Below are 24,291 nucleotides of genomic sequence, written 5' to 3' on the forward strand. Positions count from 1 at the left end.
ATTGCACGCAGCGCTCTCCCGGGAACTGGAATCCACCGAGGAGATCGCAGATGCAACACCCTTCACCCGCCGCCGATGGCGCAACCCTGCACCTGCTGTGCGGCAAGATTGGGGCAGGAAAATCGACCCTGTCGCAACAGCTGGCGGCGAAGCCTCGCCACGTTTTGATCAGCGAAGATGCTTGGTTGGCCACGCTGCATCCGGGCGAAATCCACTCCATCGCCGATTATCTGCAGCGCGCAGCCACGCTGCGCAGCGTGCTGACCGATCATCTGCATGCGCTGCTGCAGGCCGGCGTTTCGGTGGTGCTCGATTTTCCCTTCAACACGCCCGCCACCCGCGCGTGGGCGCGTGAGGTGTTCTCGCCAGTGGGCGCCGCGCATCAACTGCACTTCCTCGATGTTGCCGACGAAGTCTGCAAGGCGCGGCTGCGTGCACGCAATGCGCGCGGCGAGCATCCCTTCCAGGCCAGCGATGAGGAATTCGAGCAGATCACCCGTCACTTCGTGGCACCGGCCAAGGAAGAGGGCTTCGTGGTGATCCGGCATACGGAGGCCGGCCCGGTATAGCGCCGTCGGCTCAGTCGCCGAATGCCGGCTTGCCTTCGGTGGCGGTGCGCACGAGCGTCCTGCGGAAGGTCTCGACCAGGGGGCGCAGGTTGATGCGGTGCCAGGCCGCCCACAGCGGCGTGCGGTAGCTGAACCACGGCAGCTCACGCAGCACCACGCCGTCCGGCGCCTGGTGATCCAGGCTCTGCTGGACGGTGGTCAGGCCCAGGCCGGCGGCAACCAGGCCAAGCGCGGCCAGTGGCTCGGTCGCTTCCATGGCGATGGTCGGGGTGAACCCGGCTTTCGCACACGCGGCGATGAAGGTGTCGTGGCGCAGTGCGTTTTCCTTGTGCATCACGCCGATCCACTGTTGGCTGGCCAGATCCGCGGGCGTGATGATTTCCGCACTGGCCAGCGCGTGCGCGGCCGGCACGGCCAGCAGCATCGGGTCGTTCAGCACCTGCGTGGCTTCCAGGTCCGGGTCGTCGAACGCCGGTGGTTCGCAGACCAGGGCGATATCCAGGCTGCGTTGCCTCAGGCCTTCCAGCTGCACGTCCGACTGCTGGTTGTAGAGCGCGATATGCACCGCCGGGCGATCACCTCGCAGTTCGCGCAGGGCGGCGGGCAGTACGCCCGAGTGCATCGCGTACTCCAGATAGCCGATGCAGAGGCCACCTTCATCGCCGCGGCCGAGCCGGCGCGCCAGCGATTCCAGCCGGTTGGCGTGGGTCAGCAGGGCCCGTGCCTCGGCCAGGAAGGTGCGGCCATCGGCGGTCAGCCGGATGCGCTGCTGCGAGCGTTCAAACAGCTGCAGTTCCAACCGTTCTTCCAGCTGGGCGATCTGCCGGCTGAGCGGGGATTGGGAGATGTGAAGGCGCTCGGCAGCGCGGCCGACATGTTCATCTTCGGCGACGGCCACGAAGTAGCGCAGTTGGCGGAGGTCGAGCATAAGACCTTAAGGGACTCAAGATTAAGAAATTATGTCTTGGAAAGTCTTATAGGGCAAGCCTAGCCTGTGCCTCAACCTCAACAACCTCCCCAAGGGGAACTCCATGAGCATCAACACTCTGTTGGCTGGCAAGACCCTCGGCTTCGGCACCGCCCCGCTGGGCAACATGTTCCGTGACATTCCGGAAGCCGAGGCCCAGGCCACGGTGGACGCAGCCTGGGAGCAGGGCACCCGCTATTTCGACACGGCCCCGTTCTACGGTGCCGGCCTGGCCGAGATCCGGCTCGGCGACGCGCTGGCCAAGCGCAACCGCGACGACTTTGTACTCAGCACCAAGGTTGGCCGCCTGATCCTGGACGAAGTGGAAGACACCAGCGCCCGCGACCTTGGCGAGAAGGGCGGCCTGTTCGTCGCCGGCCGTCCCAACAAGCTGGTCAACGACTATTCGGCCGATGCCACCCTGCGCTCCATCGACGACAGCCTCACGCGCCTGAAGACCGATCGCCTGGATATCGTCTGGGTGCATGACATCGCCCAGGACTTCTACGGCGATGAGTGGCTGTCCTACTTCGAGACTGCACGCCGCGGCGCCTTCAAGGTGCTGACCCGCCTGCGCGAGGAAGGCGTGATCAAGGCCTGGGGCCTGGGCGTCAACCGTGTCGAGCCGATCGAGCTGACCCTGGACCTGGACGAAGCCCGTCCGGATGGTTTCCTGCTGGCCGGCCGCTACTCGCTGCTCGACCACGAGCGTGCGTTGCAGCGGGTGATGCCGAAGGCGGTCCAGCGCAACACCGCTATCGTGGTCGGTGGCCCCTACAGCTCCGGCGTTCTGGCCGGTGGCAGCCACTTCGAGTACCAGAAGGCGTCGCCGGAGATCCTGGCCAAGGTCGAGCGCATCAAGGCCATCGCCGCCGAGTACGGCATCAGCATCAAGGCGGCCGCCCTGCAGTTCTCGCTGGCAAACCCCGCAGTGGCGGCCGTGATCCCGGGCGCCAGTCGTCCTGAGCGCATCGCCGAAGACTATGCCGCACTGAAGGAAATCATCCCGGCCGGGTTCTGGCAGGAGCTGCGCGCCCAGGGCCTGGTCGCTGCCAACGCCCCGCTGCCGATCGACAACATCTGAGTCACAAGGAGACCTTTCCATGGCAACTGCATCTGTATCCATCACCGTACCGACCCCGGCCGACCAGGTCTGGAACCTCATCGGCGGCTTCGATTCGCTGCCCGACTGGCTTCCGTACATTCCCCAGAGCACGCTCAGCGAAGGCGGTCGCGTGCGCCATCTGGCCAATCCCGATGGCGAGGCCATCGTCGAACGCCTGGAAGCGTTCGACCAGGCTGATCGCAGCTACACCTACTCGATCCTGCAGGCGCCGTTCCCAGTCACCGGCTACCGTTCCACCCTGCGTGTGGTTGAGCAGGGCAGCGGTTCGCGGATCGACTGGTCCGGTGAGTTCGTCCCGGTCGGGGTCAGCAGCGAAGAGGCTTCCGCATTGTTCGAGGGAATCTATCGCGATGGCCTGAAGGCACTGGAAACCACGCTGGCCGGGTGATCGCCGGCGGTGCGTTGATTGCATGCAGGCGCCCCGGCCGGTCCGGGGCGTTTGTGTGTCAGCGTGCGGGAGCCGGCCCACCGCAGGCGATGCGGTGCATCGGGAAATCCATTGCCTGTTCCGGATTGTCCTGCGCGATCTCGATGCGCGCATGCGCCCTCTGCTCGTCCAGGCGCCGGTAGCGGATGCGCTGCGGGAAGTCGTTGGCCGGGTTCTCGAACACCGCTTCGTTGCCATCGACCCGCGTGGCGTTGAAGTCCGTGGCGTTCTGGCCAGAGGGCAGGGCGGTCAGCACCAGGCGCCCATCATCGTGCTGGCGCAGTTGCATGAATTCGAAGCCGACGGTTCGCCCGTCACGCAGGCTGCGGCTGCTGCCGAACAGGGTGTTTCCAGCAAGGCTGGACCACTGCTCGCCGGCGCCGGGCGGCTGCCCATCAAGCTGCCAGCAACCGGCCAGCCAGGCCAGGTGTTCGATCTGCGACGGCGGCAAGGCCTGTGCGTGGGCCACCGCAAGCAGCAGCGTCAGCAGGGCCGGGGCAATGCGGATCGACATCGGTGCCTCCATGCGCGGAAATCTGTGGCCTGTATAGCGCCCGGTGGATCGCCGGGCCAGTGCCCTCCTTTCCTGCAGTGATTCCGATACGATCTGTCGCACTGAGCCTGTCTCGCTTGACCCAACGTCCCGCCATGGTCGATCGCCTCGCCATTCTGCTTGAACGCTTCGCGGTCACCGCCTCGGTGTTCCATGCCGGTGCGCTGTGCGGCATCAACACGCTGGACGGCGAGGATGAGGCCGGCCAACTGCACCTGGTGCGACGTGGCCCGCTGCAAGTCAGTCATGGCCAGAAGACCGTACAGGTCGAGGTGCCCAGCCTGCTGCTGTACCCGCGCCCGATGCCGCACCGCTTCAGCAGCGATCCGCAGCGGGGCGCCGACATGGCCTGCGCGAACCTGCATTTCGAAGGCGGCCGGCTGAATCCGATCAGTGCTGCGCTGCCTGATTTCATCTGCCTGCCACTGGCCGAGCTGTATGGCGGCAACGCGGCGCTGGAGTTGTTGTTCGAAGAAGCATTCGAGCAGCGTTGCGGGCGGGCGGCGATGGTCAACCGCTTGTTCGAAGTGGTGATGATCCAGGTGCTGCGCCAGCTGATGGAAGGTGGCGAAATGCGCGGCGGTCTGTTCGCCGGGCTTGGCCATCCGCGATTGCGGCTGGCGCTGGTGGCGATGCATGAAGCCCCGGCGCAGGGATGGACGCTGGAAGATCTGGCCGAGGTGGCCGGCATGTCACGCAGCGTGTTCGCCTCCAGCTTCCGCGAGGCGATGGGGACCACCCCGGGCCAGTACCTGCAGGGCTGGCGGGTAGGGCTGGCACAGCAGGCGCTGCGCCAGGGCCGGCCGCTGAAGCGGATTGCCGACGAGGTGGGCTATGGCAGCGAGGCGGCACTCTCGCGCGCGTTCAAGGCGCACACGGGGCAGTCACCACGCGAATGGCGCGGACAGGCGCGCGCTGGCGCGGCCTGAGCCTCAGCCCAGGACCAGCCGGGCCAGCTTCATGCCGCCGAACAGGCCGGTCAGGCCCAGTGCCACCGAGCCACCGGCATACAGCGCGGCCAGCCCGTGCTGGCCGCGCTGCAGCAGCAGGCCGATCTCCAGCGCATAGGTGGAGAACGTGGTGTAGCCGCCGAGGATGCCGGTGGCGAGCAGCAGGCGCAGCTGCGGCGAGGCGCCATTGCGCATCGCGAAGACCTCGACCACCACGCCCATCAGCAGCGCGCCGCTGATGTTGATCAGGAAGGTCGACCACGGCCAGGGGCTGCCGACGGCCACCCGGGCGCCGATCAGGTTGCAGGCATGGCGAAGGCAGGCGCCGATGCCACCTCCGATGAAGACCAGGACATAGTTGTTCAGCGTTTGCATCGCGTGCCTCGAGTGCAGGGTCGATGGCGAACGCCGAGGGCAGGCACGGCCTGCCATCGACGAACACCGGGTTCGTCTTGGCAGGAGCCATCAGCCTTCTCAGGCGGTTATCGGGGGAGCCCCATCCCCATCGTGGTCCATGCTACCAGCGGTGGTGCATTCACGTCATCGAGGTGGTCAACACGCGGGCGACCTTGCTGCGGCTGAAGCCGTCCATCAGCAGTTCGAACGCGAGCAGGTCCAGCGCCGCGTGGCGGCGGTGGTCGATTTCCAGGCCATTCTCGGCCACCAGGTGACTGACCAGCTCGTAGGCGTCCTGCCAGACGTCAAGGTGGGCCTGGCTGGGAATGTAGGCGTTGCCCGGTTCACCAACGGCGCGCCCGTTCACTCCGTACAGCAGCTCGCGCGCGTCCAGCTTGGCCGCATCGGCGATGCGGAACAGCTGCTCGGCTTTCACATGGGACGCACTGACATGGTCGTTGAGCCAGTTGCTGATGGTTGCCGTGGTGGATTTGGCGGCGCGGGCCAGATCAGCCGGGCGGGGGTGCCCGGCTTTCTTCATGGCGGCGGCGAGTCGTTGGCCGAGAGTATTCATCTATGCAAGCCAGCTTAACGCGTGGAATGCGAAGAATCCTTGCCGCAAGAATAAGTCTGGTTAACAGAAGGGCAGACCATGACCGAATTCTGGAACAAGCGGCAGGTGCGGGCGCGGCTGGGATTTCAGACCGATGCGGAGCTGGCGCGCTTCTTCGGCATCAGCCGTTCCGCAGTATCGCAGTGGCCGAAAGACTTCCCGATTCCGGCTCTGCGGCAGTACATCCTGCATCAGCGCTACCCGAACCTGTTCCCCGCAACTGCCGCCGCCGAAGTCGAATCCATCTGAATTGCGCCGCCTTTTGTCGCATTTAGCACGCTAAGCACATTCTGCTAAGTACACTTAGCAAAATAGGAAAAACTGATCGTTCTGGCAGTACCGATCGTCGAGGCCTACCGGCTGCCGTGACAGGTGCCTGGGTCGCGTTGTCGGCTTCACCCCATCCGGGAGGGGCGGGGTCCCGTATGTAGTTTCGTGAACGATTAATAATTTCAATCACGAAAGTCGCTGCATGTAATTGACCTGTCGTGAAATCTATGACTAATTTGAATCAACCGGACGTGAAGCCCGGGAGTCTTTCAGTAGCACGCAAGTGAGTCGGTAGACCGTCAACGATGCAGAACAAGTCCAACGGAGGTCGTATGGAATACGGCATGCATGGCTTGGCTGAACGGGTACGCCGCGAACTGGAAGCCAGCTATCACAAACACGGATGCGGTCCGGCGTTCTGGGATACCTACCAGCAGGTGCTGGACCGGCTCGTCCCGCAGGGGACCGAGCGTACCGAGTTCACCAACGAAATGGCGCTGATCATCGAGCAGCTGGGCATTGTCCGACGTGCGCAGCTGGTTCCGCCGCACGCCGACGGGCCGCGTTGATTCAGAGCAGGCGCCAGGCGCCGCAGGCAAGCAGCATCAGCAGCAGGGACAGCAGGGCCAGGGTCCGGGGTCGCCACCAGCGCTTCGGTTGCCCGGCCATCGCCTGCGGACTGCAGTAACGCACCAGCCCCGGACCGAATCCGGCCCGGTGCTGTTGCTGTGCGCAGGCTTCCAGGCAGGCGCCGCAGGCCAGGCAGTCGGCCTGAGGCCCCTGGCGGATGTCCAACTGCATCGGGCAGGCGCTGACACAGGCGGCACAATCGGTGCAGTCTCCGAGCCGATCGGCGTTGAAGGTCGGCATCGGTCCGGCCAGCAGCGGGTGCGCGGCGCGGAACACGTAGTCCTGGGCGGTGGTCGGGTCGAGCAGGCCGCGACCCCGGCCCAGTACGCCGCCCAGCCCCGACGGGCGCGGCCCGCGCGGCTCGCCGCGGCGGGCGTCGTACAGCATGCGTGGCGTGTGTGGATCGGTCAGCAGCGGCTGCATGCGTGCGAATGGGCACAGCGAACGGCAGACCTGTTCGCGCAGGAAACCGGCATTGCCCCAGGTGGTGGCGGCGTAGAACAGCACCCAGAAGGTCTCCCAGCCGCTCCAGCCGGCACGCGGCGCTGCGATCACCAGCTCGGCGATCGGGCTGAACAGGCCCACGAAGGTGATGCCGGTCCAAAGTGAGAGCAGCCCCCAGGCCAGCTGCGTGGCCGCGCGCGCAATGCGTGCCGGAAGCGTGCGGACCATGCCGTCGGCGATCCAGTCGAAGGCGCGGCGCCACAGTGTCTGCGGGCAGGCGTGGCCGCACCAGATGCGCCCGGCGAGGTGGGTGAACAGTGCCAGCCCCACCGCGAGCACCGCCAGCAGGCCGATCAGCACCCCGACGTCTCCCGGCCACAGCGTCCAGCCGAACAGATCGAAGCGGCGGGCGTTGATATCGAGCAGCAACGCCTGGCGGCCATCCCAGCGCAGCCATGGCAATGCGTAGAACAGCACCAGCAGGATGGCGCTGAGCTTGCCGCGCCAGTGTCGCGGTCCCGGCGTGCAGGTCGTACTCATCCCAGCGGCAACTCGTCGTCGTCGTCGCTGGGCATCGGTCGCTGCAGGTACCAGGTGATCGCGCTGGACAGCGCCGTCACCGTCCAGAACATGAAGAAGCCAGCGGTGTAGCCCATTTCACGGCTGATCTGCGTGCCCGGGAAACTGATGGCCTGCAGCCGCAGCGGGTCGACGAAGGCGAAGAACACCACGCTGGCCACGCCGGCAGCGATGAAGCTGGGCCACAGGATGGCGCCCCAGTGCTGGATCAGCCGCTGGCGACGGCTTGGAGAAGGTCTGTTCATGCTGTCCCGGATCGAAATGTGGGCGGCGCGTATACTCGCCTGGGTTGGCGCGGCATCCGCAGGGCATGCTTCCTGCAAGCGTGCCAGCCTAGGTGCAGCGGACTGCGCCGACATTGATCTGGATCAACGGTGGTGCCGGCCGGCTGCGGCACACTGCCGGCACGCTTTGGGTACCCCGATGAACGCAACGCCGCCGCCTGTCCTTCCTGTCGCCTCGCCCGAGCTGTGCACCGAGCAGGAAGTGACCCGCCTGGTCCACGACTTCTACGCCCGCGTGCGCGAGGAAGAGCGATTGGGGCCGGTGTTCGAAGCCCACGTCCACGACTGGCCGGAGCATCTGGCCCAGCTGGTCGACTTCTGGTCGGCGATGCTGCGTGGCACCCGGCGCTTCAAGGGTTCGCCGATGTCCAAGCACATGGCCATCGAGCTGGACAGGGATCTGTTCGACCGCTGGCTGGTGCTGTTCCGGATCACCACGGCCGAGTGCGGCAACCCGCCCATGCAGGAGCTGGCCAACGACGTGGCCGCGCGTATTGGCGACACCTTCTGGAAGCGCTACCAGATGCTGCGCTGGCCCCAGGTCGGCCTGCCGGTGCTGGGGATGCCCGCCAAGGATTGATCTGGGTCAAGGCGTCGCCAGTCGACCGGCGCGATGCTGGCGTCATGGATACGTTCTCTCCCGCCGCCGGCGGCCTGGCCTGGACCTTCGACCCCGACCTGCTGCGCCGGCATGACCGGCCGGGGCCACGCTACACCTCGTATCCGACCGCGCCGCACTTCCACGATGGTTTCGATGCACCGGCGCTGCGCCAGGCGATCGCCGACAGCAACCAGCTGGCACGCGCGCTGTCGCTGTACGTGCATGTGCCGTTCTGTTCCAGCCCGTGCTTCTACTGCGGCTGCAACCGGGTGATCACCCGCGATCGCGGTCGTGGCCACAGCTATGTGTCGCGCGTGCTGGCCGAGGCCGATCTGCTGGCGCCACAGTTCGATGACGGTCGCGAGGTCATCCAGCTGCACCTCGGTGGCGGTACGCCGAATTTCCTGGATGCCGAGGCGATGACCACGCTGGTGGAAGGCCTGCGCCGTCGCTTTGACTTCAGCGATTCGCCGCAGCGCGATTTTTCGATCGAGCTCGATCCGCGCTTCATCGATACCCGCGATGTGGGGATGCTGGCGCGGCTGGGCTTCAACCGGGCCAGCCTGGGCGTGCAGGATTTCGACCCGTTGGTGCAGGAATCGATCAACCGCGTGCAGGGCGTGCAGCAGACCCTGGACATCCTGCGCGCGTGCCGCGACAGCGGCATGCGTTCGGTCAACGTCGACCTGATCTACGGCCTGCCCGGGCAGAGCCTGGAGGGTTTCGGCCTCACCCTGGAACGGGTGCTGGCGCTGCGCCCGGACCGCCTGGCGGTATACGGCTATGCGCACCTGCCGCATCTGTTCCGCGCGCAGAAGCAGATCGACGAAAGCCGCTTGCCCTCGCCAGAAGACAAGCTGGCGCTGCTGGGGCTGGCGGTGGAGAAGCTCTCCGCGGCCGGCTACCAGTACATCGGCATGGACCATTTCGCGTTGCCGGAAGAGGATCTGTCACGCGCGCAGCGTGCCGGCCAGCTGCATCGCAACTTCATGGGCTACACCACCCACGCCGATACCGATCTGCTCGGCCTGGGCGTCAGTGCGATCAGCCACATCGGCGCCACCTACAGCCAGAATCCACGTGACCTGCCGTCGTGGGAGGACGCGGTGGACCAGGGGCAGTTGCCGGTCTGGCGTGGTGTTGCGCTCAGCGCTGACGATCAGCTGCGCGCGGAGCTGATCCAGCAGCTGATGTGCCAGGGCGAGGTGGATGGTGCGGCGCTGGGGCAGCGCCACGGGGTCGATTTCGAGCGGTACTTTGCCGAAGACCTGCGTTCGGTGCAGCGGCTGCAACAGGACGGCCTGGCCGAGTACCGGGAGGGGGTCGTGCGCGCCAGCGAGCCGGGGCGGCCACTGCTGCGGTTGCTGGCGATGTGCTTTGACCCCTACCTGCGCGCCGCACACGAGCAGCCACGCTACTCGCGTGCGATCTGATCGCTCAGGGCTTTTTGCCGACGCCGCGTTCTGGATGACGGGCGGCCATGCCACCACTGGCAGTGGTGCGCCACCTGCCGCTCAGGTCGCGGGTGCTGGTCGAGTAGGAGCCGTCGCTGAACTCGGTGCGCCACCTGCCGCTCAGGTCGCGTGTGCTGGTGGAGCGCGCACCGTTGCTGTACTGCGTGATGACCCTGCCGCTCAGGTCGGTGCTGGTGTCGGAGTAGCTGCCATCGCTGTAGGTGGTGCGCTTGCGGCCACTGAGGTCAGTGGTGGTGGTCGAGCGGCTGCCGTCACTGTGTTCGGCGATCACGCGCTTGGACAGATCGCGCGTGATGCGGCTGGAAGACCCATCGCTGTAGCGGATGTCCACGCTTCCGTCGCGATTGTGGCGGCTGTCGGAGTAGGACTGCGCCACCGCCGGAAGGCTGGTCACGCACAGCAGGGGGAGTATCAGGACAGACAGCTTCATGTGCGGGTTCCTTGTGCAATGCCCCGAAGGGCGGACGCCATCCTGCGCTGCGATGCTGGTGCCCGGAGCCGGAATCGAACCGGCATGGGGTTGCCCCCGGCGGATTTTAAGTCCGATGCGTCTACCAGTTTCGCCATCCGGGCCTGCAACGCGGCGCCGATTGTAGCCCACCTGCAGCGCGGCGACCGGATCGCGTCACGGCGGTGACGTGCTTAACTGTTATCCCTGTTCATGTCATAGTCCCAGCCATCGTTCCCAGGGGGGGAGCCACCCGATGTCGCTGCACGCGATTGCCTATGCCAGTGAGGCCCGCGCCGATCTGCGGACAACCGATCTTGATCGCCTGCTGGCCGATGCCACGGCCTTCAATCGTGTAGCCGGCGTCACCGGTGTGCTGATGTTCGACGGCAGCCGCTTCCTGCAGTATCTGGAAGGCCCCGAAGATGGCATCGATTCGGTGTTCCAGCGCATCGTCAATGCACGCAGCCATGCGCAGATGAAGGTGTTGTGCCGTGCGCCGGTACTGCAGCGTGCGTTCCCGCGCTGGTCGATGGGCACGCGGCGGATCGATGCGGACCTGCTGACCCAGATCGTTGACGCGGCGTGGCCGGGTTTCCTGCTGGGCAGTGGAGGTTTCGAGCGCCTGCTGCAGGCCTGGACCGGTGCCGACGGCGAGCTGGAACCCGCTGCGGTCGCGCTGGGCTCCTGAGCCCGCCTTGGCGGCGGGGTGCCGGGGCCGTTAGGCTGTAGCCTTCCTGGTGCGGGTTTTCCGGAGTGGTACAGCGAATGAGTGGGTTGGCCGAAGCCATGGCAGCACGCATCCGGTTTCACCCGGTGCACGGGATGAGCCGATGAGCGTGCCCGTTGCGGCGGCGGTGACGCCGCGTTTCGCTGTGATCGGCCTGGGTTACGTCGGCCTGCCGTTGGCGGTGGCGTTTGGCCGGCACTGGCCGACACTGGGCTTCGACATCGATGCCGGCCGCATCGACGAGCTGCGCGGTGGCCGTGATCACACGCTGGAGATGGAGGCTGACGAGCTGGCCGAAGCCACGCATCTGCAGTACGGCAGCGATCCTTCGCTGCTCGATGCCTGCAACGTCTATATCGTTACCGTGCCGACCCCGATCGATGCCTACGAGCAGCCCGACCTGGAGCCATTGCGTTCGGCCAGCCGCCTGATCGCCAGCCATCTGCGCACGGGCGATCTGGTGATCTACGAATCCACGGTGTATCCCGGCACCACCGAAGAGGTCTGCGTGCCGCTGCTCGAGCAGGGCTCGGGCCTGCGCTTCAACGAGGATTTCTACTGCGGCTACAGCCCGGAGCGGGTCAGCCCTGGCGATCGCCAGCGGCGCCTGGCCGACATCCGCAAGATCACCTCCGGCTCGACGCCCGAGGTCGCGGCGGTGATTGATGGCCTGTACCAGCGCATCATCGACGCCGGGACCTTCCCGGCGCCGTCGATGCGCGTGGCCGAAGCAGCGAAGGTGGTCGAGAACATCCAGCGCGACGTCAACATCGCGCTGGTCAACGAGCTGGCGCTGATCTTCGACCGGCTCGGCATCGATACCCAGGACGTGCTCGATGCGGCGGGCAGCAAGTGGAATTTCCTGCCATTCCGGCCCGGCCTGGTGGGGGGGCATTGCATCGGCGTGGATCCGTATTACCTGCTGCACAAATCCGAAAGCGTGGGCTACCACCCGGACCTGATCCACACCGCACGGCAGGTCAACAACCGCGTCGGCGAGCATGTCGCCGCGCGGGTGCTGGCCATGCTGGCCGAGCGTGGCCGCGCACCCGCGCAGTCGCGTGTCCTGGTGCTGGGCGTGACCTTCAAGGAGGACTGCCCGGACCTGCGCAACAGTCGCGCGCTGGAACTGGCCCAGCGGCTGCGCGATGCCGGTGCCGATGTGGAAGTCAGCGACCCGTGGGTGGGCCCGGCGGCGCTGGCCGAGGCCGGCGTGCAGTGGCTGGCCGAGCCGGTTCCAGGCGGCTATGACGCGGTGGTGCTGGCGGTGGCCCATGCCCGCTTCAAGGCCATGGATGAAGCGGCCATCCGGGGCCTGCTGGCACCGGGTGGGCTGGTCTACGACGTGAAATCGGCCTGGCCGCGCAACGTGGTTGACGGTCGCCTGTAAGCCTGGGCGGCGGGCAGCGCGGTAGACTCGGGAGCAGTTGCAACCGAGGAAAGCCATGCACCGGTATATCGTCTACCTGCTCGCCATCCTGATGTTCCCGATATGCCTGTGGCTGGCCACGATATGGCCGGCCTGGTATTGGGGCGTCGGCCTGACTGCCGCGATGGTGGCATTGGGGACCTGGGATCTGCTGCAGAAGCGCAGCACGCTGCGCCGCAACTATCCGGTGATGGCGCATTTCCGTTACGGGCTCGAATCGATCGGACCGGAAATCCGCCAGTACTTCGTGCAGAGCGACCTGGAGGACGTGCCGTTCTCGCGCCAGCAGCGCGCGCTGATCTACCAGCGCTCCAAGAACGAGATGGACACGGTACCGTTCGGCACCCTGCGCAGCACCTATGCGGTGGACTACGAGTGGATCAACCATTCACTGGCACCGACCGCCATTGCCAAGCATGACTTCCGCGTGCTGATCGGTCCGAACTGTGCCAAGCCCTATTCGGCCAGCGTGTTCAACATCTCGGCGATGAGCTTCGGTTCACTGTCGGCGAATGCGATCCGCGCGCTGAACGAAGGCGCGCGGCGCGGTGGTTTCTACCACGACACCGGCGAAGGTTCGATCTCGCCCTACCACCGCGAGATGGGCGGTGACCTGGTGTGGGAAATCGGCTCGGGCTACTTCGGTTGCCGCGACGAGAAGGGTGGTTTCAGCGAGGAACGCTTCGTTGCCAATGCCACCCATGACCAGGTCAAGATGATCGAGATCAAGCTGTCGCAGGGTGCCAAGCCAGGCCATGGCGGCGTGCTGCCAGCGCCGAAGGTGACCGCCGAGATTTCGGTGACGCGCGGTGTGCCGATGGGTGTGGACTGTGTGTCGCCATCGCGCCACTCGGCGTTCTCGACGCCGGTGGAGCTGTTGCAGTTCGTCGCCCGCCTGCGCGAGCTGTCCGGTGGCAAGCCGGTCGGTTTCAAGCTGGCCATCGGCCACCCGTGGGAGTGGTTCGGCATCGCCAAGGCGATGCAGGAAACCGGGCTGCTGCCGGACTTCATCGTGGTGGACGGCGCCGAAGGCGGCACCGGCGCGGCACCGGCCGAGTTCGTCGACCATGTCGGCGTACCGATGCACGAGGCGCTGCTGCTGGTACACAACACCCTGGTGGGCCTCGATCTGCGCGAGCGCATCCGCATCGGTGCGGCCGGCAAGATCACCAGTGCGTTCGACATCGCGCGCACCATCGCGCTGGGTGCCGACTGGTGCAATGCCGGCCGTGGCTTCATGTTCGCGCTGGGCTGCATCCAGTCACTGAGCTGCCACACCGACAAGTGCCCCACCGGCATCGCCACCCAGGACCCGGCGCGCTGGAAGCATCTGGACGCACCGGACAAGGCCACCCGTGTGTACAGCTTCCATGAGCACACACTGCATGCGCTGAAGGAGCTGCTGTGTGCTGCAGGCCTGAATGACCCGGCGGAACTGGGCCCGGAACATATCCTGCGTCGGGTTTCGCCTGTTGAGATCCGCTCGCTGGCCTCGCTGTACCGTTACCTGGAACCGGGTGAGCTGCTGCACAAGGTGCCGGACCACGCCGTGTTCCATGCGTTCTGGGCCGATGCGCGCAGTGATTCCTTCCAGCCGCCGCCGAAGATCCAGGCACTGCGGGCCAGCAAGTCGCGATAACGTCTCTGTAGAGTCGAGCCATGCTCGACTGCTTTTGTGGAACGAAGAACAGCCGGGCACGGGCTCGGCTCTACAAGGAGATGCCATGCGATTCAGGACCGGCACCATGGATGACGTGGCCATGTTGTGGGCGCTGCGCACGCGATGCGTGCGTGAGACCTGCAGCAGCCATTACCCACCCGAGGTCATCGCGCCGTGGTCGGCCTCGCCGCCGCCCGCGCAGTACGCGCGGCTGCTGGGGCAGGGCGGTTGCGTGGTGGCCGAGGACGGCGAGGGTGCCCTGCTTGGTTTCGGGGTGTTCGATGCCGATGCCAATGAAGTCGACGCGTTGTTCGTTGATCCCGATCGTGGCGGCCAGGGCATCGGCCAGGCGCTGATGCAGCGATTGCTGGCAATGGCCGATCGTGAGCGTGAGGTGGTGCTGTCGGCCTCGCTCAATGCCGTGCCGTTCTATCAGCGGCAGGGGTTCATCAGCGTGAGCGAAAAGGCCTACCCACATCCCAGCGGCGTGGCGCTGGCGTCGGTGAGCATGCGCCGGCCGTGGTGATGTAGCTCGACGGCTTTTGTAGAGTCGAGCCATGCTCGACTGCTTTTGATTCAATCGATGAGGCAGTCGAGCATGGCTCGACTCTACAAGGCAGGCGTCACCGCTCCGCCAGCCACCCGATCACGCCTTCCGCAGCGCGCAGGCCACTGGCGTAGCACGCGGTCAACAGGTAGCCGCCGGTCGGCGCTTCCCAGTCCAGCATCTCGCCTGCACAGAACACACCGGGCACCGCCCGCAGCATCAGGCCATCATCCAGCGCCTGCAGGCGCACGCCACCGGCGGTGCTGATCACCTCGGCCATCGGCCTTGGACGCAGCACGCGCAGCGGCAGGCGCTTGAGCGTGGCAGCCACGGCCGGCAGATCGTTGCCGGCCTCCTTGCCAAGAATCTCGAACACCAGTGCGGCCTTCACCGCATCCAGGCCCGCCTGGCGACGCAGATGCTCACCGAAGCTGCGGCCCTTGCGGGGACGTGACAGGTCGGCCAGCAGGCGCGCTTCGTCGCGGCCGGGCACCAGGTCCAGCCACAGCATGGCGTGGCCATCGCGGTTGATGGTTTCGCGCAGATCGGCGGCCAATGCGTAGATCAGGCTGCCTTCAATGCCGTACTCACTGGCCACGCACTCGCCCTGCAGCGACTGCGGCTGTCCAGCCAGGTCGATCCAGTGTGCAATCACCGGCTTCAATGGTGCACCGGCATTGCGCTGGGCGAAGAACGGGGTCCAGTCCACGTCGAAGCCGCAGTTGGCTGACTGCAGTGGCGCGATGTCCACGCCACGCGCCTGCAGTGGCGCAACCCAGGCGCCGTCGCTGCCCAGCTGCGGCCAACTGCCGCCGCCCATCGCCAGTACCGTGGCATCGGGGCGCACATCGATTTCCCCTGCCTCGGTGGCAAAGCGCAGGGCGCCGTCGTCGCTCCAGCCGATCCAACGGTGGTTGGCATGCAGGCGCACCCCCTGTTCCTTCAACCGGCGCACCCAGCCGCGCAGCAGCGGCGCTGCCTTGCGGTCGACCGGGAACACCCGGCCGGAGCTGCCCACGTAGGTCTCCACGCCGAAGCCGGCGGCCCAGTCACGCAATGCCTGCGCGTCGAAGCCATCCAGCCAGCTGCCGACCACGGCGGCCTGCTCGCGGTAGCGGCTGTCGAACAACGGCCGCGGATCGGAATGGGTGAGGTTGAGCCCGCCCTTGCCGGCGATCAGGAACTTGCGGCCGGGTGACCCCTTGGCCTCGTACAGGTCGACCTCCAGCCCAGCGGCGCGCAGGTGCTCGGCGGCGAACAGGCCGGCCGGGCCGCCGCCGATGACGGCGACCCGCTGGGGCAGTGCGGTATTACGGTTTGACATCGAGCAGCTCGACGTCGAACACCAGCGACGAGCCGGCCGGGATCGGGCCGACGCGGCGGTCGCCGTAGCCGTAGTCCGGCGGGATCATCAGGGTGCGCTTGCCGCCGACCTTCATGCCGGCCACGCCCTCATCCCAGCCGCGGATGACCTGGCCTGCGCCCAGCGGGAAGGTGAACGGTTCGCCACGGCTGACCGAGCTGTCGAAGGTCTTGCCGTGCTTGGTTTCGGTGCGGTTGTCGTAGATCCAACCGGTGTAGTGCACGGTCACCTTGCTGCCGGAGACGGCTTCGGCGCCGGTGCCGGGCACGGTGTCGATGCGCTCGAAGGTGGTCAGGGTGCCGCCGGGCGGCGGGCCGGACGGTTCGGTCGTGCAGCCAGCGGCGGCGAGGGACAGCAGCAGGGGAAGCAGCAGGCGGCGCATCGGGCGTCTCCGGAAGGGCGCAGGGCGAGGGCGGCAAGGGTAGCGCATCGGCGCCGGGTATCATGGGGCCATGGCAAAACTCCTGCTCAATCTGCGCAATGTCGGTGACGACGAATATGCCGATGTCTGCACGCTGCTCGACCAGCACGGCATCGCCTGGTATCGCACCGAACCCAGCCCGTGGGGCATTTCCAATGGCGGCCTGTGGCTGCGCGAGGACGCTGATCATCCGCGCGCGAAGGCGCTGATGGCCGAGTACCAGGCCGAGCGCGGTCCTCGCATCCGCGCTGAGCGTGAGCAGGCATTGCGTGATGGCACCGCCGAGACCTTCGGCAGCCTGTTCCGGCGGCGGCCGGTCTACGTGGTGCTGGTGCTGCTGGGGATGGTGGGTGCAGCAGCGCTGGTGCTGCTGCCGTTCGTGCTGTTGCGGGGGTAAGGGGTTTCGGCCGGGTTGCACCCGGCACCCGCAGACGCAACCGCAACGTCAAACGCTGGTTTCCGTGGGATGGCGTGGCGGTGTGGACAGGCGGGACACGCCGTGAACCCGTCCGTGGGGGCTCGATGGCGCCATCCATGGCGCCAACGGTCCCGCCTGCCCACACCGCCACGCCTCTGACAGTTCCCCGCGGCTGTTGGTAGGTGTCGACCTTGGTCGACACAGCAGATCCACGCCGTAGATCCACGCCATGCGTGGATGAACGTGAAAATCTGACCCTTTGGCTGTCTGGCGCTAAAATGGCAGGATGATCGCCAATACCGCCGCTTACCATTTCGCCGTCATCGACGCCCCCCAAGCGCTCTGCGACCAGCTGCTGGCGCGTGCCGAGGCGGCGGAGCTGCGCGGCACGATCCTGGTGGCGGGCGAGGGGCTGAACCTGTTCCTGGCCGGTGCGCCAGGGGCCATCGAGGGCTTCTATGCGGCGCTGCGTGAAGATGCGCGTTTTGCTGATCTGCGGGTCAAGATCAGTCTCAGCGAGCACCAGCCGTTCGCGCGGCTGAAGGCCAAGGTGAAGGACGAGATCATCAGCTTCCGCCGCGATGATGGCCAGCCGCTGGACTATCCGCGTGCGCCGGCGGTCGATCCGGCCACGGTGCAGCGGTGGCTGCGCCAGGGGCATGACGACGCCGGCAAGCCGGTGGTGATGCTCGACACGCGCAACCTGCAGGAAGTGGAGTACGGCACCTTCAAGGACGCGCTGGTGCTGCCCATCCACAAGTTCACCGACCTGCCCGAGGCGTTGGCGCCGCATCGCGAGGCGCTGAAGGACAGCACCGTGGTCAGTTTCTGCACCGGCGGCATCCGCTGCGAGAAGGCCGCGCTGTGGATGGTCAACGACGGCATGGACAATGTGCTGCAGCTCGACGGCGGCATCCTCGGTTACTTCGAGGAGGTGGGCGGTGAAGGCTACGAGGGGCGTTGCTTCGTGTTCGACGAGCGCGTGGCGCTGGATGCCGAGCTGAAGCCGATGGTCGATCAGCCGCTGCCGGAGCCGCGCCCCAGCGCGTTCTGACCGGTATGCAGGTTGACCGGGGCGCAGGTTGATGGGAATGCGGGCTGGCGGGGACGATGGTTGACAGGGCGCCGGTAGAGTCGACTGTTAGTCGACTATCGCGCGCAGCGCGGGGGTTTCAGTCTCCCGCCGAGAGCAGTCCAGCCGCCGTCCAGCCGCCGTCCAGCCGCCGTCCAGCCGCCGTCCGCGGCCCGCGGCCCGTAATCCGTCGACCCTGTTCTCCTGAACCCATCCCGCGGGAATCAGCATCCCGCCACCGTCACTGGCCGTTGCGCCCGGCCGACCCCATCACAAAGGGAATCCTGTGACGGAATACCGCCTGATGATCCCGTTGTCGATTCTCGACCTGGCCCCGGTCTGCGAGGGCAGTGACACCACCGCCGCCTTCGCCAACATGCTGGAACTGGCCCAGCACGCCGATGCGCTGGGCTATCGCCGTTACTGGCTGGCCGAACACCACAACATGCCCGGCATCGCCAGTGCGGCCACCGCCGTGCTGATCGGCCATGTGGCCGGGGGCACGAAGCGCATCCGCGTCGGTGCCGGCGGCATCATGCTGCCCAACCATGCGCCGCTGCAGGTGGCCGAGCAGTTCGGCACGCTGGCCTCGCTGTATCCCGACCGCATCGACCTTGGCCTCGGCCGCGCGCCGGGCACCGACCAGCCGACCGCGCGTGCGCTGCGCCGCTACTTCGACAGCGCCGACCAGTTCCCGCAGGACGTTCGCGAACTGCTGCACTACTTCGAACCGGTACAGCCCGGGCAGGCTGTGCAGGCGGTGCCGGGGGGAGGCCTGCGGGTGCCGACCTGGATCCTCGGTTCGAGCCTGTTCGGTGCGCGCATGGCCGCCTCGATGGGCCTGCCGTACGCGTTCGCCTCGCACTTCGCGCCCGACGTGATGGACGAAGCGCTGGCGGTGTACCGCCGCGAGTTCCGCCCCTCGGCCACGCTGAAACAGCCGCACGCGATGCTGGCCTTGAACGTTGTCGCCAGCGACAGCGAAGCCGAATCGCGGCGTTTGTTCACCAGCCAGCAGCAGAGTTTCGTCAACCTTCGCCGCGGCCGTCCGGGCAAGATTCCGGCACCGATCGACGACATCGAGTCCTTCTGGGAACCGCATGAAAAGCTGGGCGTGGAGCGGGCATTGGCCTGCACCGTACTGGGTGATCCGCAGCAGGTGGCCGAGGGCATCGCCGCCTTTGTCGAACGGCACAAGCCCGACGAACTGATGCTCACCGCCAATCTGTACGACCACCGCGCACGCCTGCGTTCGTTCGAACTGGCGATGCACGCCTGGCATGCCCGCCACGCGGGCTGAACAATTGCGTCACGGCCTGTTGCGGCCGAACCACGTCTGATGGGGACTCCTACTTCTGGAGTCCCCACCATGGCCGAGACCCGCGCCGAACACATTGCCCAGCTGGCCGAACTGATCAAGGACGTGGAGGTGGCGATGTTCACCACCACCGGCGTCGACGGGCGACTCTACAGCCGGCCGCTGGCCACCCAGCAGGTGGCCTTCGATGGTGACCTGTGGTTCGTGATCACCGGCGACAGCCCGAAGGTGGCCGAGATCGCGCTCGATCCGCGGGTCAACGTGGCGTATGCCTCGCCCTCGAAGAACACCTATGTGTCGGTGGCGGGGCGGGCGCGCGTGGTTGACGATCGCGCGAAGATCGAGGAGCTGTGGTCACCGGCGATGAAACTGTTCTTCCCCGGTGGCAAGGATGACCCCAACCTTCGCCTGATCCACGTGCGCGCCGACAGTGCCGAATACTGGGATGGTCCGGGCACGCTGCTGGGCAAGGCGTTGACCTTCGTGCTGTCGGCGGTGCAGGACGAGCCGGCGGCGTTGGCCGACAACGGTTTCATTGATCTGCGCTGAGGTTTCGCCCCCACCGGGCATGGCCCGGCGCTACCGGGGGCGCATCGTGGGTAGCGCCGGGCCATGCCCGGCGAGCGCAGCGGTCGGCTTTCAGAACCAACGCTGGAACAGATCCACCGTGTAACCCACCAGCTGCCCCGAACTGAAACCGAAGAAGGCGATCGCCGCCAGCGCCGCGATCCAGTTGAACAGCATGAGCGCGCCATCGCGCTCCAGCAATGCCAGCGCGAACAGCAGCAGCTGGAAGCCGAACAGGAAATTGGTGAACGGAATCGGCAGCGACAGCAGCACGCCCAGCAGCACCAGCAGCAGGCCGGTGAAGGCGTGCGCCGGCAGCGGTGTCAGCAGCTGCGGCAGGCGCGGCTTCAGCATCTTGTCCAGGCGCCGCAGCGGGCGATCGATACGGTCAAGGAAGCGGTGCATGGTGCCGCGCTTCGGCCCGCGCCGGGCAATGAAGCCGGGCAGCCAGGGGCGGCGCAGGCAGCACAGCATCTGCAGGCCGATAAGGATCACCAGTGGACCGCTGACCGCGCCGCCCATGCCCGGAATCGGAATGAACGAGGGCAGGATGGCCACGAACAGGAATACGCCGAACGCGCTCTGCTGCAAGTTGCACAGGATCTGGCCAAGCGGCATGTGCTCGGCCGGATCACCGGAGGCGAACATCTCCAGCAGGGTGCGGATGCCCTCGTTGCGGTAGGTCGGGCGCTCGGCGCCCGGACCCTGGCCGGCCTCAGGCGGTGAGCTCATCGGCCTGCTCGTCGGACAACGTGCGCAGCAGCAGCTTGTCCACGCGCGCACCGTCCAGGTCGACCACTTCGAAGCGCCAGCCAGCCCAGTCGAAGTACTCGCCCGCGTGCGGAATGCGGCCGAAGTAATGGATGCACATGCCGGCGAGCGTGTAGTAGTCGCCGTCCTCGGCGTCGGGCAGGTCGTTGCTGCCGATCAGTTCGCGCACGTCTTCGATCGGCAGTGAACCGTCCACTAGCAGCGAGCCGTCCTCGCGGGTCACCACCAGTGCGTCCTCGTCGGCGTTCTCCACCGCCTGCAGGCGGCCAACCACCGCGCCCATCAGGTCGCTGATGGTCACCAGGCCCTGGATCTCGCCGTACTCGTCCACTACCAGTGCCATCGACTGCTGTTCCTCGCGGAAGATTTCCAGCAGTTTCATCGCGTGGGTCGATTCGGAAACGTACAGGGGTTCGCGCAGGGTCTGGAACAGCGCGTTGTCGCCGCGCGCCATGCGCGTGGCCAGCGATTTCAGCTCCAGCACGCCGACCACGTCCATGTCGTTGTCGCGGTACACCGGGTACCGCGAGAACTCGTGCTCGGCCATGATTTCCAGGTTGCGTTCCAGTCCAGCCTGGGTGTCGAGCCACGCGATGCGGTTGCGCGGGGTCATCAGGCTGTCGGCGGTGCGGTCGCCCAGGCGCATGACACGGTTCATCATGTCGCGCTCGTGGGCATCGATCACGCCGGCCTCGTGGCTCTCGGCCACCAGCATGCGGATCTCTTCTTCGGTCACCGAGGCGACTTCATCCTTGCCCAGGCCGAACAGGCGCAGGACCAGCTGGGTGGTCTTGGACAGCAGCCAGACGAAGGGCAGGGCCAGCTTGGCCAGCCAGCTCATCGGCATCGCCACCAGGCCGGCAATGGCCTCCGAACGGGTCAGTGCCAGGCGCTTGGGCACCAGTTCGCCGAAGATCAGCGTGATGAAGGTGATCAGGCTGACCGCCAGCGCCGTGCCGATGTTGCCGGCATAGGCGAAGCCCGGCATCAGGCCCTGGATCCAGCCGGCGAAGGCCTCGCCCAGTGCTTCACCACCGAGGTAGCCGGTCAGCACGCCGATCACGGTGATGCCGATCTGCACGGTGGACAGGAAGCTCTCCGGCTTCTCCGACAGCTCCAGCGCCTTGGCGGCGCGCTTGGAGGTGGCGGCCATCTGCTTCAGGCGGCTCTTGCGCGAGGTCATGACCGACATCTCGGACATGGCGAAGAAGCCGTTCAACAGAACGAGCGCGAAGACAATCAGGATCATTTCAAACACGGGCGTCGTCCCCGGTTGGTGGCAGGGAGGGCGGGTGCTTGCGATGGCGGCAGGCGCTCAGGAACGGGGTCCGGCGCGGCGCTGGGGGATAAGGGTCGTCGTCCATAAGGTGCGCCCGAAGGCACGCTGGCATCTTAGCAAAGGGGCGTGGCAGGGTGGCAACCGCCTGTTCAGGTTGGGGGTTCCACGTCCTTGAAAGGGGGCGGGGATACCCGAGATGGTCATCTAGCCGTCATAATTCCGTCTGGTGCCGTCCTTCCCGCGACGGCTGACAGGTTTCTCAATGTTCTCTCTGCAGACCATTTTCGGTTCCGGCAAACAGTTCTACACCCTGCTCGATGAGGCCGCCGTCGCGGCGTCCGACGCCGCCAAGGCGCTGCATTCCATGCTGCGCGAGGCCGACCGCCAGCCCGCGCTGGACGCCTTCAAGCTGGCCCGCCTGCGCGAGCGCGCGGCCTCGGACAAGATCAGCCAGGCGCTGGTGGACAGCTTCATGACCCCGATCGAGCGCGAAGACATCGAAGCGCTGGGCTCGGCCCTGTACAAGATTCCCAAGCAGATCGAGAAGTTCGCCGATCGCTATTCGCTGGCCACGACCCACCTGGAACACATCGACTTCGCGCCGCGCGCGGCGATGCTGGAACAGGCCGCCGGCGTGGTGGTGGAGATGGTGGCCGACCTGCGCCACATGAACCTGGACCGGATGACCGCGCTGAACGAGAAGCTGCGTTCACTGGAAAACGAGGCCGACCGCCTGATGCTCGAGCTGTACCGCGACATCTATTCCGGCCGCCTGGACAACCTGCAGATGTTCCTGCTGAAGGAATTCTTCGAGATCCTGGAAAAGGCCATCGACCGTTGCCGCGAGGCCGGCGTGGTGGCGTACCAGATCGTGTTGAAGAACAGCTGACGGACGCCGCCGCATGTTGACCCTTGTCCTGGTGGTGATCCTGGCCGCACTCGTCTTCGAGTTCATCAACGGCTTCCACGACACCGCCAACTCCATTGCCACCGTGGTCGCGACCAAGGTGCTCTCGCCCGGCTGGGCGGTGATGCTGGCCGCCTTCATGAACCTGATCGGTGCGCTGACCGGTACGGCCGTCGCATTGACGATCGCCTCCGGCCTGCTCAACACCAACGTCGTCGATGTCACCCCGCAGGTGATCCTGTGTGCCCTGCTCGGCGGCATCATCTGGAACCTGATCACCTGGTGGAAGGGGCTGCCGTCCTCGTCCTCGCACGCGCTGATCGGTGGCCTCTGCGGCGCCGGCCTGGCCGCGGCCCACAACAACTGGGACGCGCTGATCTGGTCCGAGCGCCTGGGCAGCTGGGCGCAGAACAAGGGCCTGCTGTGGAAGGTGTTCGTGCCGATGATCACCTCGCCGATCGCCGGTTTCCTGCTCGGCATCGTGGTGATGGTGCTGCTGTGGGGCCTGATCGCCGGCCTGGCCAAGATCGGTGGCGCCATCGGTCGCCTGGCCCGCCCGCGCATCGTCAATGCGTTCTTCGGCAAGGCCCAGATCGCCTCGGCGGCCTACATGGGCTTCGCCCACGGCCACAACGACGCGCAGAAGACCATGGGCATCATCGCCATGACCCTGATCGGTGCCGAAGCGACCGGCGCACTGAACGACCTGCCGTCCTGGCTGGCCTTCATGCACCCGGACGCGCACGCCGGTGACGGCATCGCGATGTGGATCGTGCTGACCTGTGCGGTGGTGATGGCTGCCGGTACCGCCTCGGGCGGCTGGAAGATCATCAAGACCCTGGGCCACAAGATGGTCAAGCTGCACCCGATCCACGGCTTCGCCGCGGAGACCAGCTCGGCCACCATCCTGACCCTGGCTGCCCACTTCGGCATGCCGGTCTCGACCACGCACAGCATCTCCACCGCGATCATGGGCGTCGGCTTCGCCAAGAACCCGCGTTCGCTGAAGTTCGGCGTGATCGAACGCATCGTCTGGGCCTGGATCCTGACCATCCCCGCCGCCGGCGGCTGTGCGTACCTGATCCTGAAGCTGTTCGAGCTGTTCGGCTGGACCTGATGCCTGCAGCCTGGGGGTCAGAGCCCTTTCACTGCGGGAAAAGGATCTGACCCCTGGAAAGAAAAAGCCCGCCGGATTCCGGCGGGCTTTTTTCATGGGAGAAACAATTCTTCGGCACCCATCATGTCGACCAAGGTCGACACCTACCAGAGCAGAACCAGGGTCAGAGCCCGTTGCCAAGCAACGGGATCCGACCCCGTGCCGACGAGCGGTCGACACCTAACAACAGCCGCAGGAATCTGTCAGCGGCGGGGTGGGGTGGGGTTGCAGGACCGTTGGCGCCATGGATGGCGCCATCGAGCCCCCAGGGATGGGTTTACGGCGTGTCCTGCAACCCCACCCCACCTCGCCAGCCCACGG

Annotated in this window: 29 protein-coding genes, 1 tRNA gene and 1 riboswitch; of the genes, 18 read left to right on the forward strand and 12 right to left on the reverse strand. The window is 66.3% G+C overall.

Annotated elements, in window-relative coordinates; translation table 11 throughout:
* Positions 1-50: 50 nt before the first annotated feature.
* Positions 51-569 carry an ATP-binding protein gene (locus tag QP552_RS07520; protein WP_286075467.1) on the forward strand — a complete coding sequence of 173 codons (519 nt, stop codon included), beginning with the start codon at positions 51-53 and terminating at the stop codon, positions 567-569.
* A 10-nt stretch (positions 570-579) separates the two neighbouring features.
* On the opposite strand, the gene QP552_RS07525 is transcribed toward QP552_RS07520, so the two are convergent.
* Complete coding sequence (locus tag QP552_RS07525) at positions 580-1,497, reverse strand: LysR family transcriptional regulator (RefSeq protein WP_106548978.1); 918 nt, start codon at positions 1,495-1,497, stop codon at positions 580-582.
* A 103-nt stretch (positions 1,498-1,600) separates the two neighbouring features.
* Between QP552_RS07525 and QP552_RS07530 the strand changes: the two genes are divergently transcribed.
* Positions 1,601-2,620 carry an aldo/keto reductase gene (locus QP552_RS07530; RefSeq protein ID WP_286075469.1) on the forward strand — a complete coding sequence of 340 codons (1,020 nt, stop codon included), beginning with the start codon at positions 1,601-1,603 and terminating at the stop codon, positions 2,618-2,620.
* Positions 2,621-2,639: 19 nt separating this feature from the next.
* Positions 2,640-3,050, forward strand: a complete 411-nt coding sequence (locus tag QP552_RS07535) for an SRPBCC family protein (RefSeq protein WP_106548976.1) — start codon at positions 2,640-2,642, stop codon at positions 3,048-3,050.
* Positions 3,051-3,108: 58 nt separating this feature from the next.
* On the opposite strand, the gene QP552_RS07540 is transcribed toward QP552_RS07535, so the two are convergent.
* On the reverse strand, positions 3,109-3,603 hold the full coding sequence (locus QP552_RS07540) for a DUF6265 family protein (protein ID WP_286075470.1): 495 nt from the start codon (positions 3,601-3,603) through the stop codon (positions 3,109-3,111).
* Positions 3,604-3,737: 134 nt separating this feature from the next.
* Here QP552_RS07540 and QP552_RS07545 point away from each other — a divergent pair, with 134 nt between their 5' ends.
* Positions 3,738-4,571 carry an AraC family transcriptional regulator gene (locus QP552_RS07545; protein WP_111112229.1) on the forward strand — a complete coding sequence of 278 codons (834 nt, stop codon included), beginning with the start codon at positions 3,738-3,740 and terminating at the stop codon, positions 4,569-4,571.
* A 3-nt stretch (positions 4,572-4,574) separates the two neighbouring features.
* Here the strand turns inward: QP552_RS07545 and crcB are convergent, their stop codons facing one another.
* Positions 4,575-4,967 carry a fluoride efflux transporter CrcB gene (gene crcB / locus QP552_RS07550; RefSeq protein WP_286075471.1) on the reverse strand — a complete coding sequence of 131 codons (393 nt, stop codon included), beginning with the start codon at positions 4,965-4,967 and terminating at the stop codon, positions 4,575-4,577.
* 74 nt (positions 4,968-5,041) lie between these two features.
* A riboswitch (Fluoride riboswitch) is annotated at positions 5,042-5,105 on the reverse strand.
* Positions 5,106-5,127: 22 nt separating this feature from the next.
* On the reverse strand, positions 5,128-5,529 hold the full coding sequence (locus QP552_RS07555; RefSeq protein ID WP_106548973.1) for a transcriptional regulator: 402 nt from the start codon (positions 5,527-5,529) through the stop codon (positions 5,128-5,130).
* A 111-nt stretch (positions 5,530-5,640) separates the two neighbouring features.
* Here QP552_RS07555 and QP552_RS07560 point away from each other — a divergent pair, with 111 nt between their 5' ends.
* Positions 5,641-5,850, forward strand: a complete 210-nt coding sequence (locus QP552_RS07560) for a hypothetical protein (protein WP_111112230.1) — start codon at positions 5,641-5,643, stop codon at positions 5,848-5,850.
* A 353-nt stretch (positions 5,851-6,203) separates the two neighbouring features.
* Positions 6,204-6,440, forward strand: a complete 237-nt coding sequence (locus QP552_RS07565) for a hypothetical protein (protein WP_005408923.1) — start codon at positions 6,204-6,206, stop codon at positions 6,438-6,440.
* A 1-nt stretch (position 6,441) separates the two neighbouring features.
* On the opposite strand, the gene QP552_RS07570 is transcribed toward QP552_RS07565, so the two are convergent.
* Positions 6,442-7,485 (reverse strand): 4Fe-4S dicluster domain-containing protein, encoded by a 1,044-nt coding sequence (locus tag QP552_RS07570; protein WP_286075472.1) that lies wholly within the window; start codon positions 7,483-7,485, stop codon positions 6,442-6,444.
* Positions 7,482-7,769, reverse strand: a complete 288-nt coding sequence (locus tag QP552_RS07575; RefSeq protein ID WP_106548971.1) for a hypothetical protein — start codon at positions 7,767-7,769, stop codon at positions 7,482-7,484. The genes QP552_RS07570 and QP552_RS07575 overlap by 4 nt, the downstream gene beginning before the upstream one ends.
* A gap of 178 nt (positions 7,770-7,947) precedes the next feature.
* On the opposite strand from QP552_RS07575, the gene QP552_RS07580 reads away from it, so the two are divergent.
* Both QP552_RS07580 and hemN read left to right on the forward strand, forming a co-directional pair.
* Complete coding sequence (locus QP552_RS07580) at positions 7,948-8,388, forward strand: group III truncated hemoglobin (RefSeq protein WP_106548970.1); 441 nt, start codon at positions 7,948-7,950, stop codon at positions 8,386-8,388.
* A gap of 44 nt (positions 8,389-8,432) precedes the next feature.
* Positions 8,433-9,842 carry an oxygen-independent coproporphyrinogen III oxidase gene (gene hemN, locus QP552_RS07585; RefSeq protein ID WP_286075474.1) on the forward strand — a complete coding sequence of 470 codons (1,410 nt, stop codon included), beginning with the start codon at positions 8,433-8,435 and terminating at the stop codon, positions 9,840-9,842.
* A 4-nt stretch (positions 9,843-9,846) separates the two neighbouring features.
* On the opposite strand, the gene QP552_RS07590 is transcribed toward hemN, so the two are convergent.
* Both QP552_RS07590 and QP552_RS07595 read right to left on the reverse strand, forming a co-directional pair.
* Positions 9,847-10,314 (reverse strand): hypothetical protein, encoded by a 468-nt coding sequence (locus QP552_RS07590; protein WP_106548968.1) that lies wholly within the window; start codon positions 10,312-10,314, stop codon positions 9,847-9,849.
* Positions 10,315-10,370: 56 nt separating this feature from the next.
* Positions 10,371-10,457: transfer RNA gene (locus QP552_RS07595), tRNA-Leu, on the reverse strand.
* Positions 10,458-10,588: 131 nt separating this feature from the next.
* On the opposite strand from QP552_RS07595, the gene QP552_RS07600 reads away from it, so the two are divergent.
* The 4 genes from QP552_RS07600 (at position 10,589) to QP552_RS07615 (ending at position 14,677) form a co-directional block, all read left to right on the forward strand.
* On the forward strand, positions 10,589-11,023 hold the full coding sequence (locus QP552_RS07600) for a BLUF domain-containing protein (protein WP_099552647.1): 435 nt from the start codon (positions 10,589-10,591) through the stop codon (positions 11,021-11,023).
* A 142-nt stretch (positions 11,024-11,165) separates the two neighbouring features.
* On the forward strand, positions 11,166-12,452 hold the full coding sequence (locus QP552_RS07605; protein ID WP_286075476.1) for a nucleotide sugar dehydrogenase: 1,287 nt from the start codon (positions 11,166-11,168) through the stop codon (positions 12,450-12,452).
* A 55-nt stretch (positions 12,453-12,507) separates the two neighbouring features.
* Positions 12,508-14,130 carry an FMN-binding glutamate synthase family protein gene (locus QP552_RS07610; RefSeq protein WP_106548966.1) on the forward strand — a complete coding sequence of 541 codons (1,623 nt, stop codon included), beginning with the start codon at positions 12,508-12,510 and terminating at the stop codon, positions 14,128-14,130.
* Between the two features lie 85 nt (positions 14,131-14,215).
* Positions 14,216-14,677, forward strand: coding sequence for a GNAT family N-acetyltransferase (locus QP552_RS07615; RefSeq protein WP_286075477.1), 462 nt, complete (start codon positions 14,216-14,218; stop codon positions 14,675-14,677).
* A gap of 97 nt (positions 14,678-14,774) precedes the next feature.
* Here the strand turns inward: QP552_RS07615 and QP552_RS07620 are convergent, their stop codons facing one another.
* A complete protein-coding gene (locus tag QP552_RS07620) occupies positions 14,775-16,022 on the reverse strand; it encodes a TIGR03862 family flavoprotein (protein ID WP_286075478.1) in 1,248 nt (415 codons plus the stop codon).
* Complete coding sequence (locus QP552_RS07625) at positions 16,009-16,443, reverse strand: FKBP-type peptidyl-prolyl cis-trans isomerase (RefSeq protein WP_111112237.1); 435 nt, start codon at positions 16,441-16,443, stop codon at positions 16,009-16,011. Before QP552_RS07625 ends, QP552_RS07620 begins: the two co-directional genes overlap by 14 nt.
* 70 nt (positions 16,444-16,513) lie before the next feature.
* Here QP552_RS07625 and QP552_RS07630 point away from each other — a divergent pair, with 70 nt between their 5' ends.
* The 4 genes from QP552_RS07630 to QP552_RS07645 all read left to right on the forward strand — a co-directional run bounded on the left by QP552_RS07630 (position 16,514) and on the right by QP552_RS07645 (position 19,839).
* The gene (locus QP552_RS07630) at positions 16,514-16,879 is read left to right on the forward strand and encodes a DUF6164 family protein (RefSeq protein WP_049430657.1); all 366 of its coding nucleotides are present in this window, start codon (positions 16,514-16,516) and stop codon (positions 16,877-16,879) included.
* Positions 16,880-17,186: 307 nt separating this feature from the next.
* Entirely contained in the window at positions 17,187-17,954 is a 768-nt protein-coding gene (locus QP552_RS07635) for a sulfurtransferase (RefSeq protein ID WP_111113881.1), read from the forward strand.
* A 322-nt stretch (positions 17,955-18,276) separates the two neighbouring features.
* A complete protein-coding gene (locus tag QP552_RS07640) occupies positions 18,277-19,272 on the forward strand; it encodes an LLM class flavin-dependent oxidoreductase (protein ID WP_106548961.1) in 996 nt (331 codons plus the stop codon).
* Between the two features lie 69 nt (positions 19,273-19,341).
* Positions 19,342-19,839 carry a pyridoxamine 5'-phosphate oxidase family protein gene (locus tag QP552_RS07645; protein WP_049428962.1) on the forward strand — a complete coding sequence of 166 codons (498 nt, stop codon included), beginning with the start codon at positions 19,342-19,344 and terminating at the stop codon, positions 19,837-19,839.
* A gap of 90 nt (positions 19,840-19,929) precedes the next feature.
* Here the strand turns inward: QP552_RS07645 and QP552_RS07650 are convergent, their stop codons facing one another.
* A complete protein-coding gene (locus tag QP552_RS07650; protein WP_106548960.1) occupies positions 19,930-20,589 on the reverse strand; it encodes an exopolysaccharide biosynthesis protein in 660 nt (219 codons plus the stop codon).
* Positions 20,573-21,877 carry a hemolysin family protein gene (locus QP552_RS07655; protein WP_005408992.1) on the reverse strand — a complete coding sequence of 435 codons (1,305 nt, stop codon included), beginning with the start codon at positions 21,875-21,877 and terminating at the stop codon, positions 20,573-20,575. Before QP552_RS07655 ends, QP552_RS07650 begins: the two co-directional genes overlap by 17 nt.
* 292 nt (positions 21,878-22,169) lie before the next feature.
* Here QP552_RS07655 and QP552_RS07660 point away from each other — a divergent pair, with 292 nt between their 5' ends.
* Entirely contained in the window at positions 22,170-22,796 is a 627-nt protein-coding gene (locus QP552_RS07660) for a DUF47 family protein (RefSeq protein WP_004152833.1), read from the forward strand.
* Positions 22,797-22,809: 13 nt separating this feature from the next.
* On the forward strand, positions 22,810-23,931 hold the full coding sequence (locus QP552_RS07665) for an inorganic phosphate transporter (protein WP_006431323.1): 1,122 nt from the start codon (positions 22,810-22,812) through the stop codon (positions 23,929-23,931).
* Positions 23,932-24,291: the final 360 nt, after the last annotated feature.

The organism is Stenotrophomonas sp. 59, assembly GCF_030291095.1.
Taxonomy (GTDB): Bacteria; Pseudomonadota; Gammaproteobacteria; order Xanthomonadales; family Xanthomonadaceae; genus Stenotrophomonas; species Stenotrophomonas maltophilia_Q.

Coding starts and splice junctions, on each gene's coding strand:
- QP552_RS07640 (WP_106548961.1), top strand. CDS start 18,277: ATGATCCCGTTGTCGATTCTCGACCTGGCCCCGGTCTGCGAGGGCAGT.
- QP552_RS07660 (WP_004152833.1), top strand. CDS start 22,170: ATGTTCTCTCTGCAGACCATTTTCGGTTCCGGCAAACAGTTCTACACC.
- QP552_RS07645 (WP_049428962.1), top strand. CDS start 19,342: ATGGCCGAGACCCGCGCCGAACACATTGCCCAGCTGGCCGAACTGATC.
- QP552_RS07520 (WP_286075467.1), top strand. CDS start 51: ATGCAACACCCTTCACCCGCCGCCGATGGCGCAACCCTGCACCTGCTG.
- QP552_RS07600 (WP_099552647.1), top strand. CDS start 10,589: ATGTCGCTGCACGCGATTGCCTATGCCAGTGAGGCCCGCGCCGATCTG.
- hemN (WP_286075474.1), top strand. CDS start 8,433: ATGGATACGTTCTCTCCCGCCGCCGGCGGCCTGGCCTGGACCTTCGAC.
- QP552_RS07540 (WP_286075470.1), bottom strand. CDS start 3,603: ATGTCGATCCGCATTGCCCCGGCCCTGCTGACGCTGCTGCTTGCGGTG.
- crcB (WP_286075471.1), bottom strand. CDS start 4,967: ATGCAAACGCTGAACAACTATGTCCTGGTCTTCATCGGAGGTGGCATC.
- QP552_RS07635 (WP_111113881.1), top strand. CDS start 17,187: ATGATCGCCAATACCGCCGCTTACCATTTCGCCGTCATCGACGCCCCC.
- QP552_RS07560 (WP_111112230.1), top strand. CDS start 5,641: ATGACCGAATTCTGGAACAAGCGGCAGGTGCGGGCGCGGCTGGGATTT.
- QP552_RS07545 (WP_111112229.1), top strand. CDS start 3,738: ATGGTCGATCGCCTCGCCATTCTGCTTGAACGCTTCGCGGTCACCGCC.
- QP552_RS07530 (WP_286075469.1), top strand. CDS start 1,601: ATGAGCATCAACACTCTGTTGGCTGGCAAGACCCTCGGCTTCGGCACC.
- QP552_RS07665 (WP_006431323.1), top strand. CDS start 22,810: ATGTTGACCCTTGTCCTGGTGGTGATCCTGGCCGCACTCGTCTTCGAG.
- QP552_RS07570 (WP_286075472.1), bottom strand. CDS start 7,485: ATGAGTACGACCTGCACGCCGGGACCGCGACACTGGCGCGGCAAGCTC.
- QP552_RS07655 (WP_005408992.1), bottom strand. CDS start 21,877: ATGATCCTGATTGTCTTCGCGCTCGTTCTGTTGAACGGCTTCTTCGCC.
- QP552_RS07625 (WP_111112237.1), bottom strand. CDS start 16,443: ATGCGCCGCCTGCTGCTTCCCCTGCTGCTGTCCCTCGCCGCCGCTGGC.
- QP552_RS07605 (WP_286075476.1), top strand. CDS start 11,166: ATGAGCGTGCCCGTTGCGGCGGCGGTGACGCCGCGTTTCGCTGTGATC.
- QP552_RS07590 (WP_106548968.1), bottom strand. CDS start 10,314: ATGAAGCTGTCTGTCCTGATACTCCCCCTGCTGTGCGTGACCAGCCTT.
- QP552_RS07650 (WP_106548960.1), bottom strand. CDS start 20,589: ATGAGCTCACCGCCTGAGGCCGGCCAGGGTCCGGGCGCCGAGCGCCCG.
- QP552_RS07565 (WP_005408923.1), top strand. CDS start 6,204: ATGGAATACGGCATGCATGGCTTGGCTGAACGGGTACGCCGCGAACTG.
- QP552_RS07535 (WP_106548976.1), top strand. CDS start 2,640: ATGGCAACTGCATCTGTATCCATCACCGTACCGACCCCGGCCGACCAG.
- QP552_RS07630 (WP_049430657.1), top strand. CDS start 16,514: ATGGCAAAACTCCTGCTCAATCTGCGCAATGTCGGTGACGACGAATAT.
- QP552_RS07575 (WP_106548971.1), bottom strand. CDS start 7,769: ATGAACAGACCTTCTCCAAGCCGTCGCCAGCGGCTGATCCAGCACTGG.
- QP552_RS07580 (WP_106548970.1), top strand. CDS start 7,948: ATGAACGCAACGCCGCCGCCTGTCCTTCCTGTCGCCTCGCCCGAGCTG.
- QP552_RS07615 (WP_286075477.1), top strand. CDS start 14,216: ATGCGATTCAGGACCGGCACCATGGATGACGTGGCCATGTTGTGGGCG.
- QP552_RS07610 (WP_106548966.1), top strand. CDS start 12,508: ATGCACCGGTATATCGTCTACCTGCTCGCCATCCTGATGTTCCCGATA.
- QP552_RS07620 (WP_286075478.1), bottom strand. CDS start 16,022: ATGTCAAACCGTAATACCGCACTGCCCCAGCGGGTCGCCGTCATCGGC.
- QP552_RS07525 (WP_106548978.1), bottom strand. CDS start 1,497: ATGCTCGACCTCCGCCAACTGCGCTACTTCGTGGCCGTCGCCGAAGAT.
- QP552_RS07555 (WP_106548973.1), bottom strand. CDS start 5,529: ATGAAGAAAGCCGGGCACCCCCGCCCGGCTGATCTGGCCCGCGCCGCC.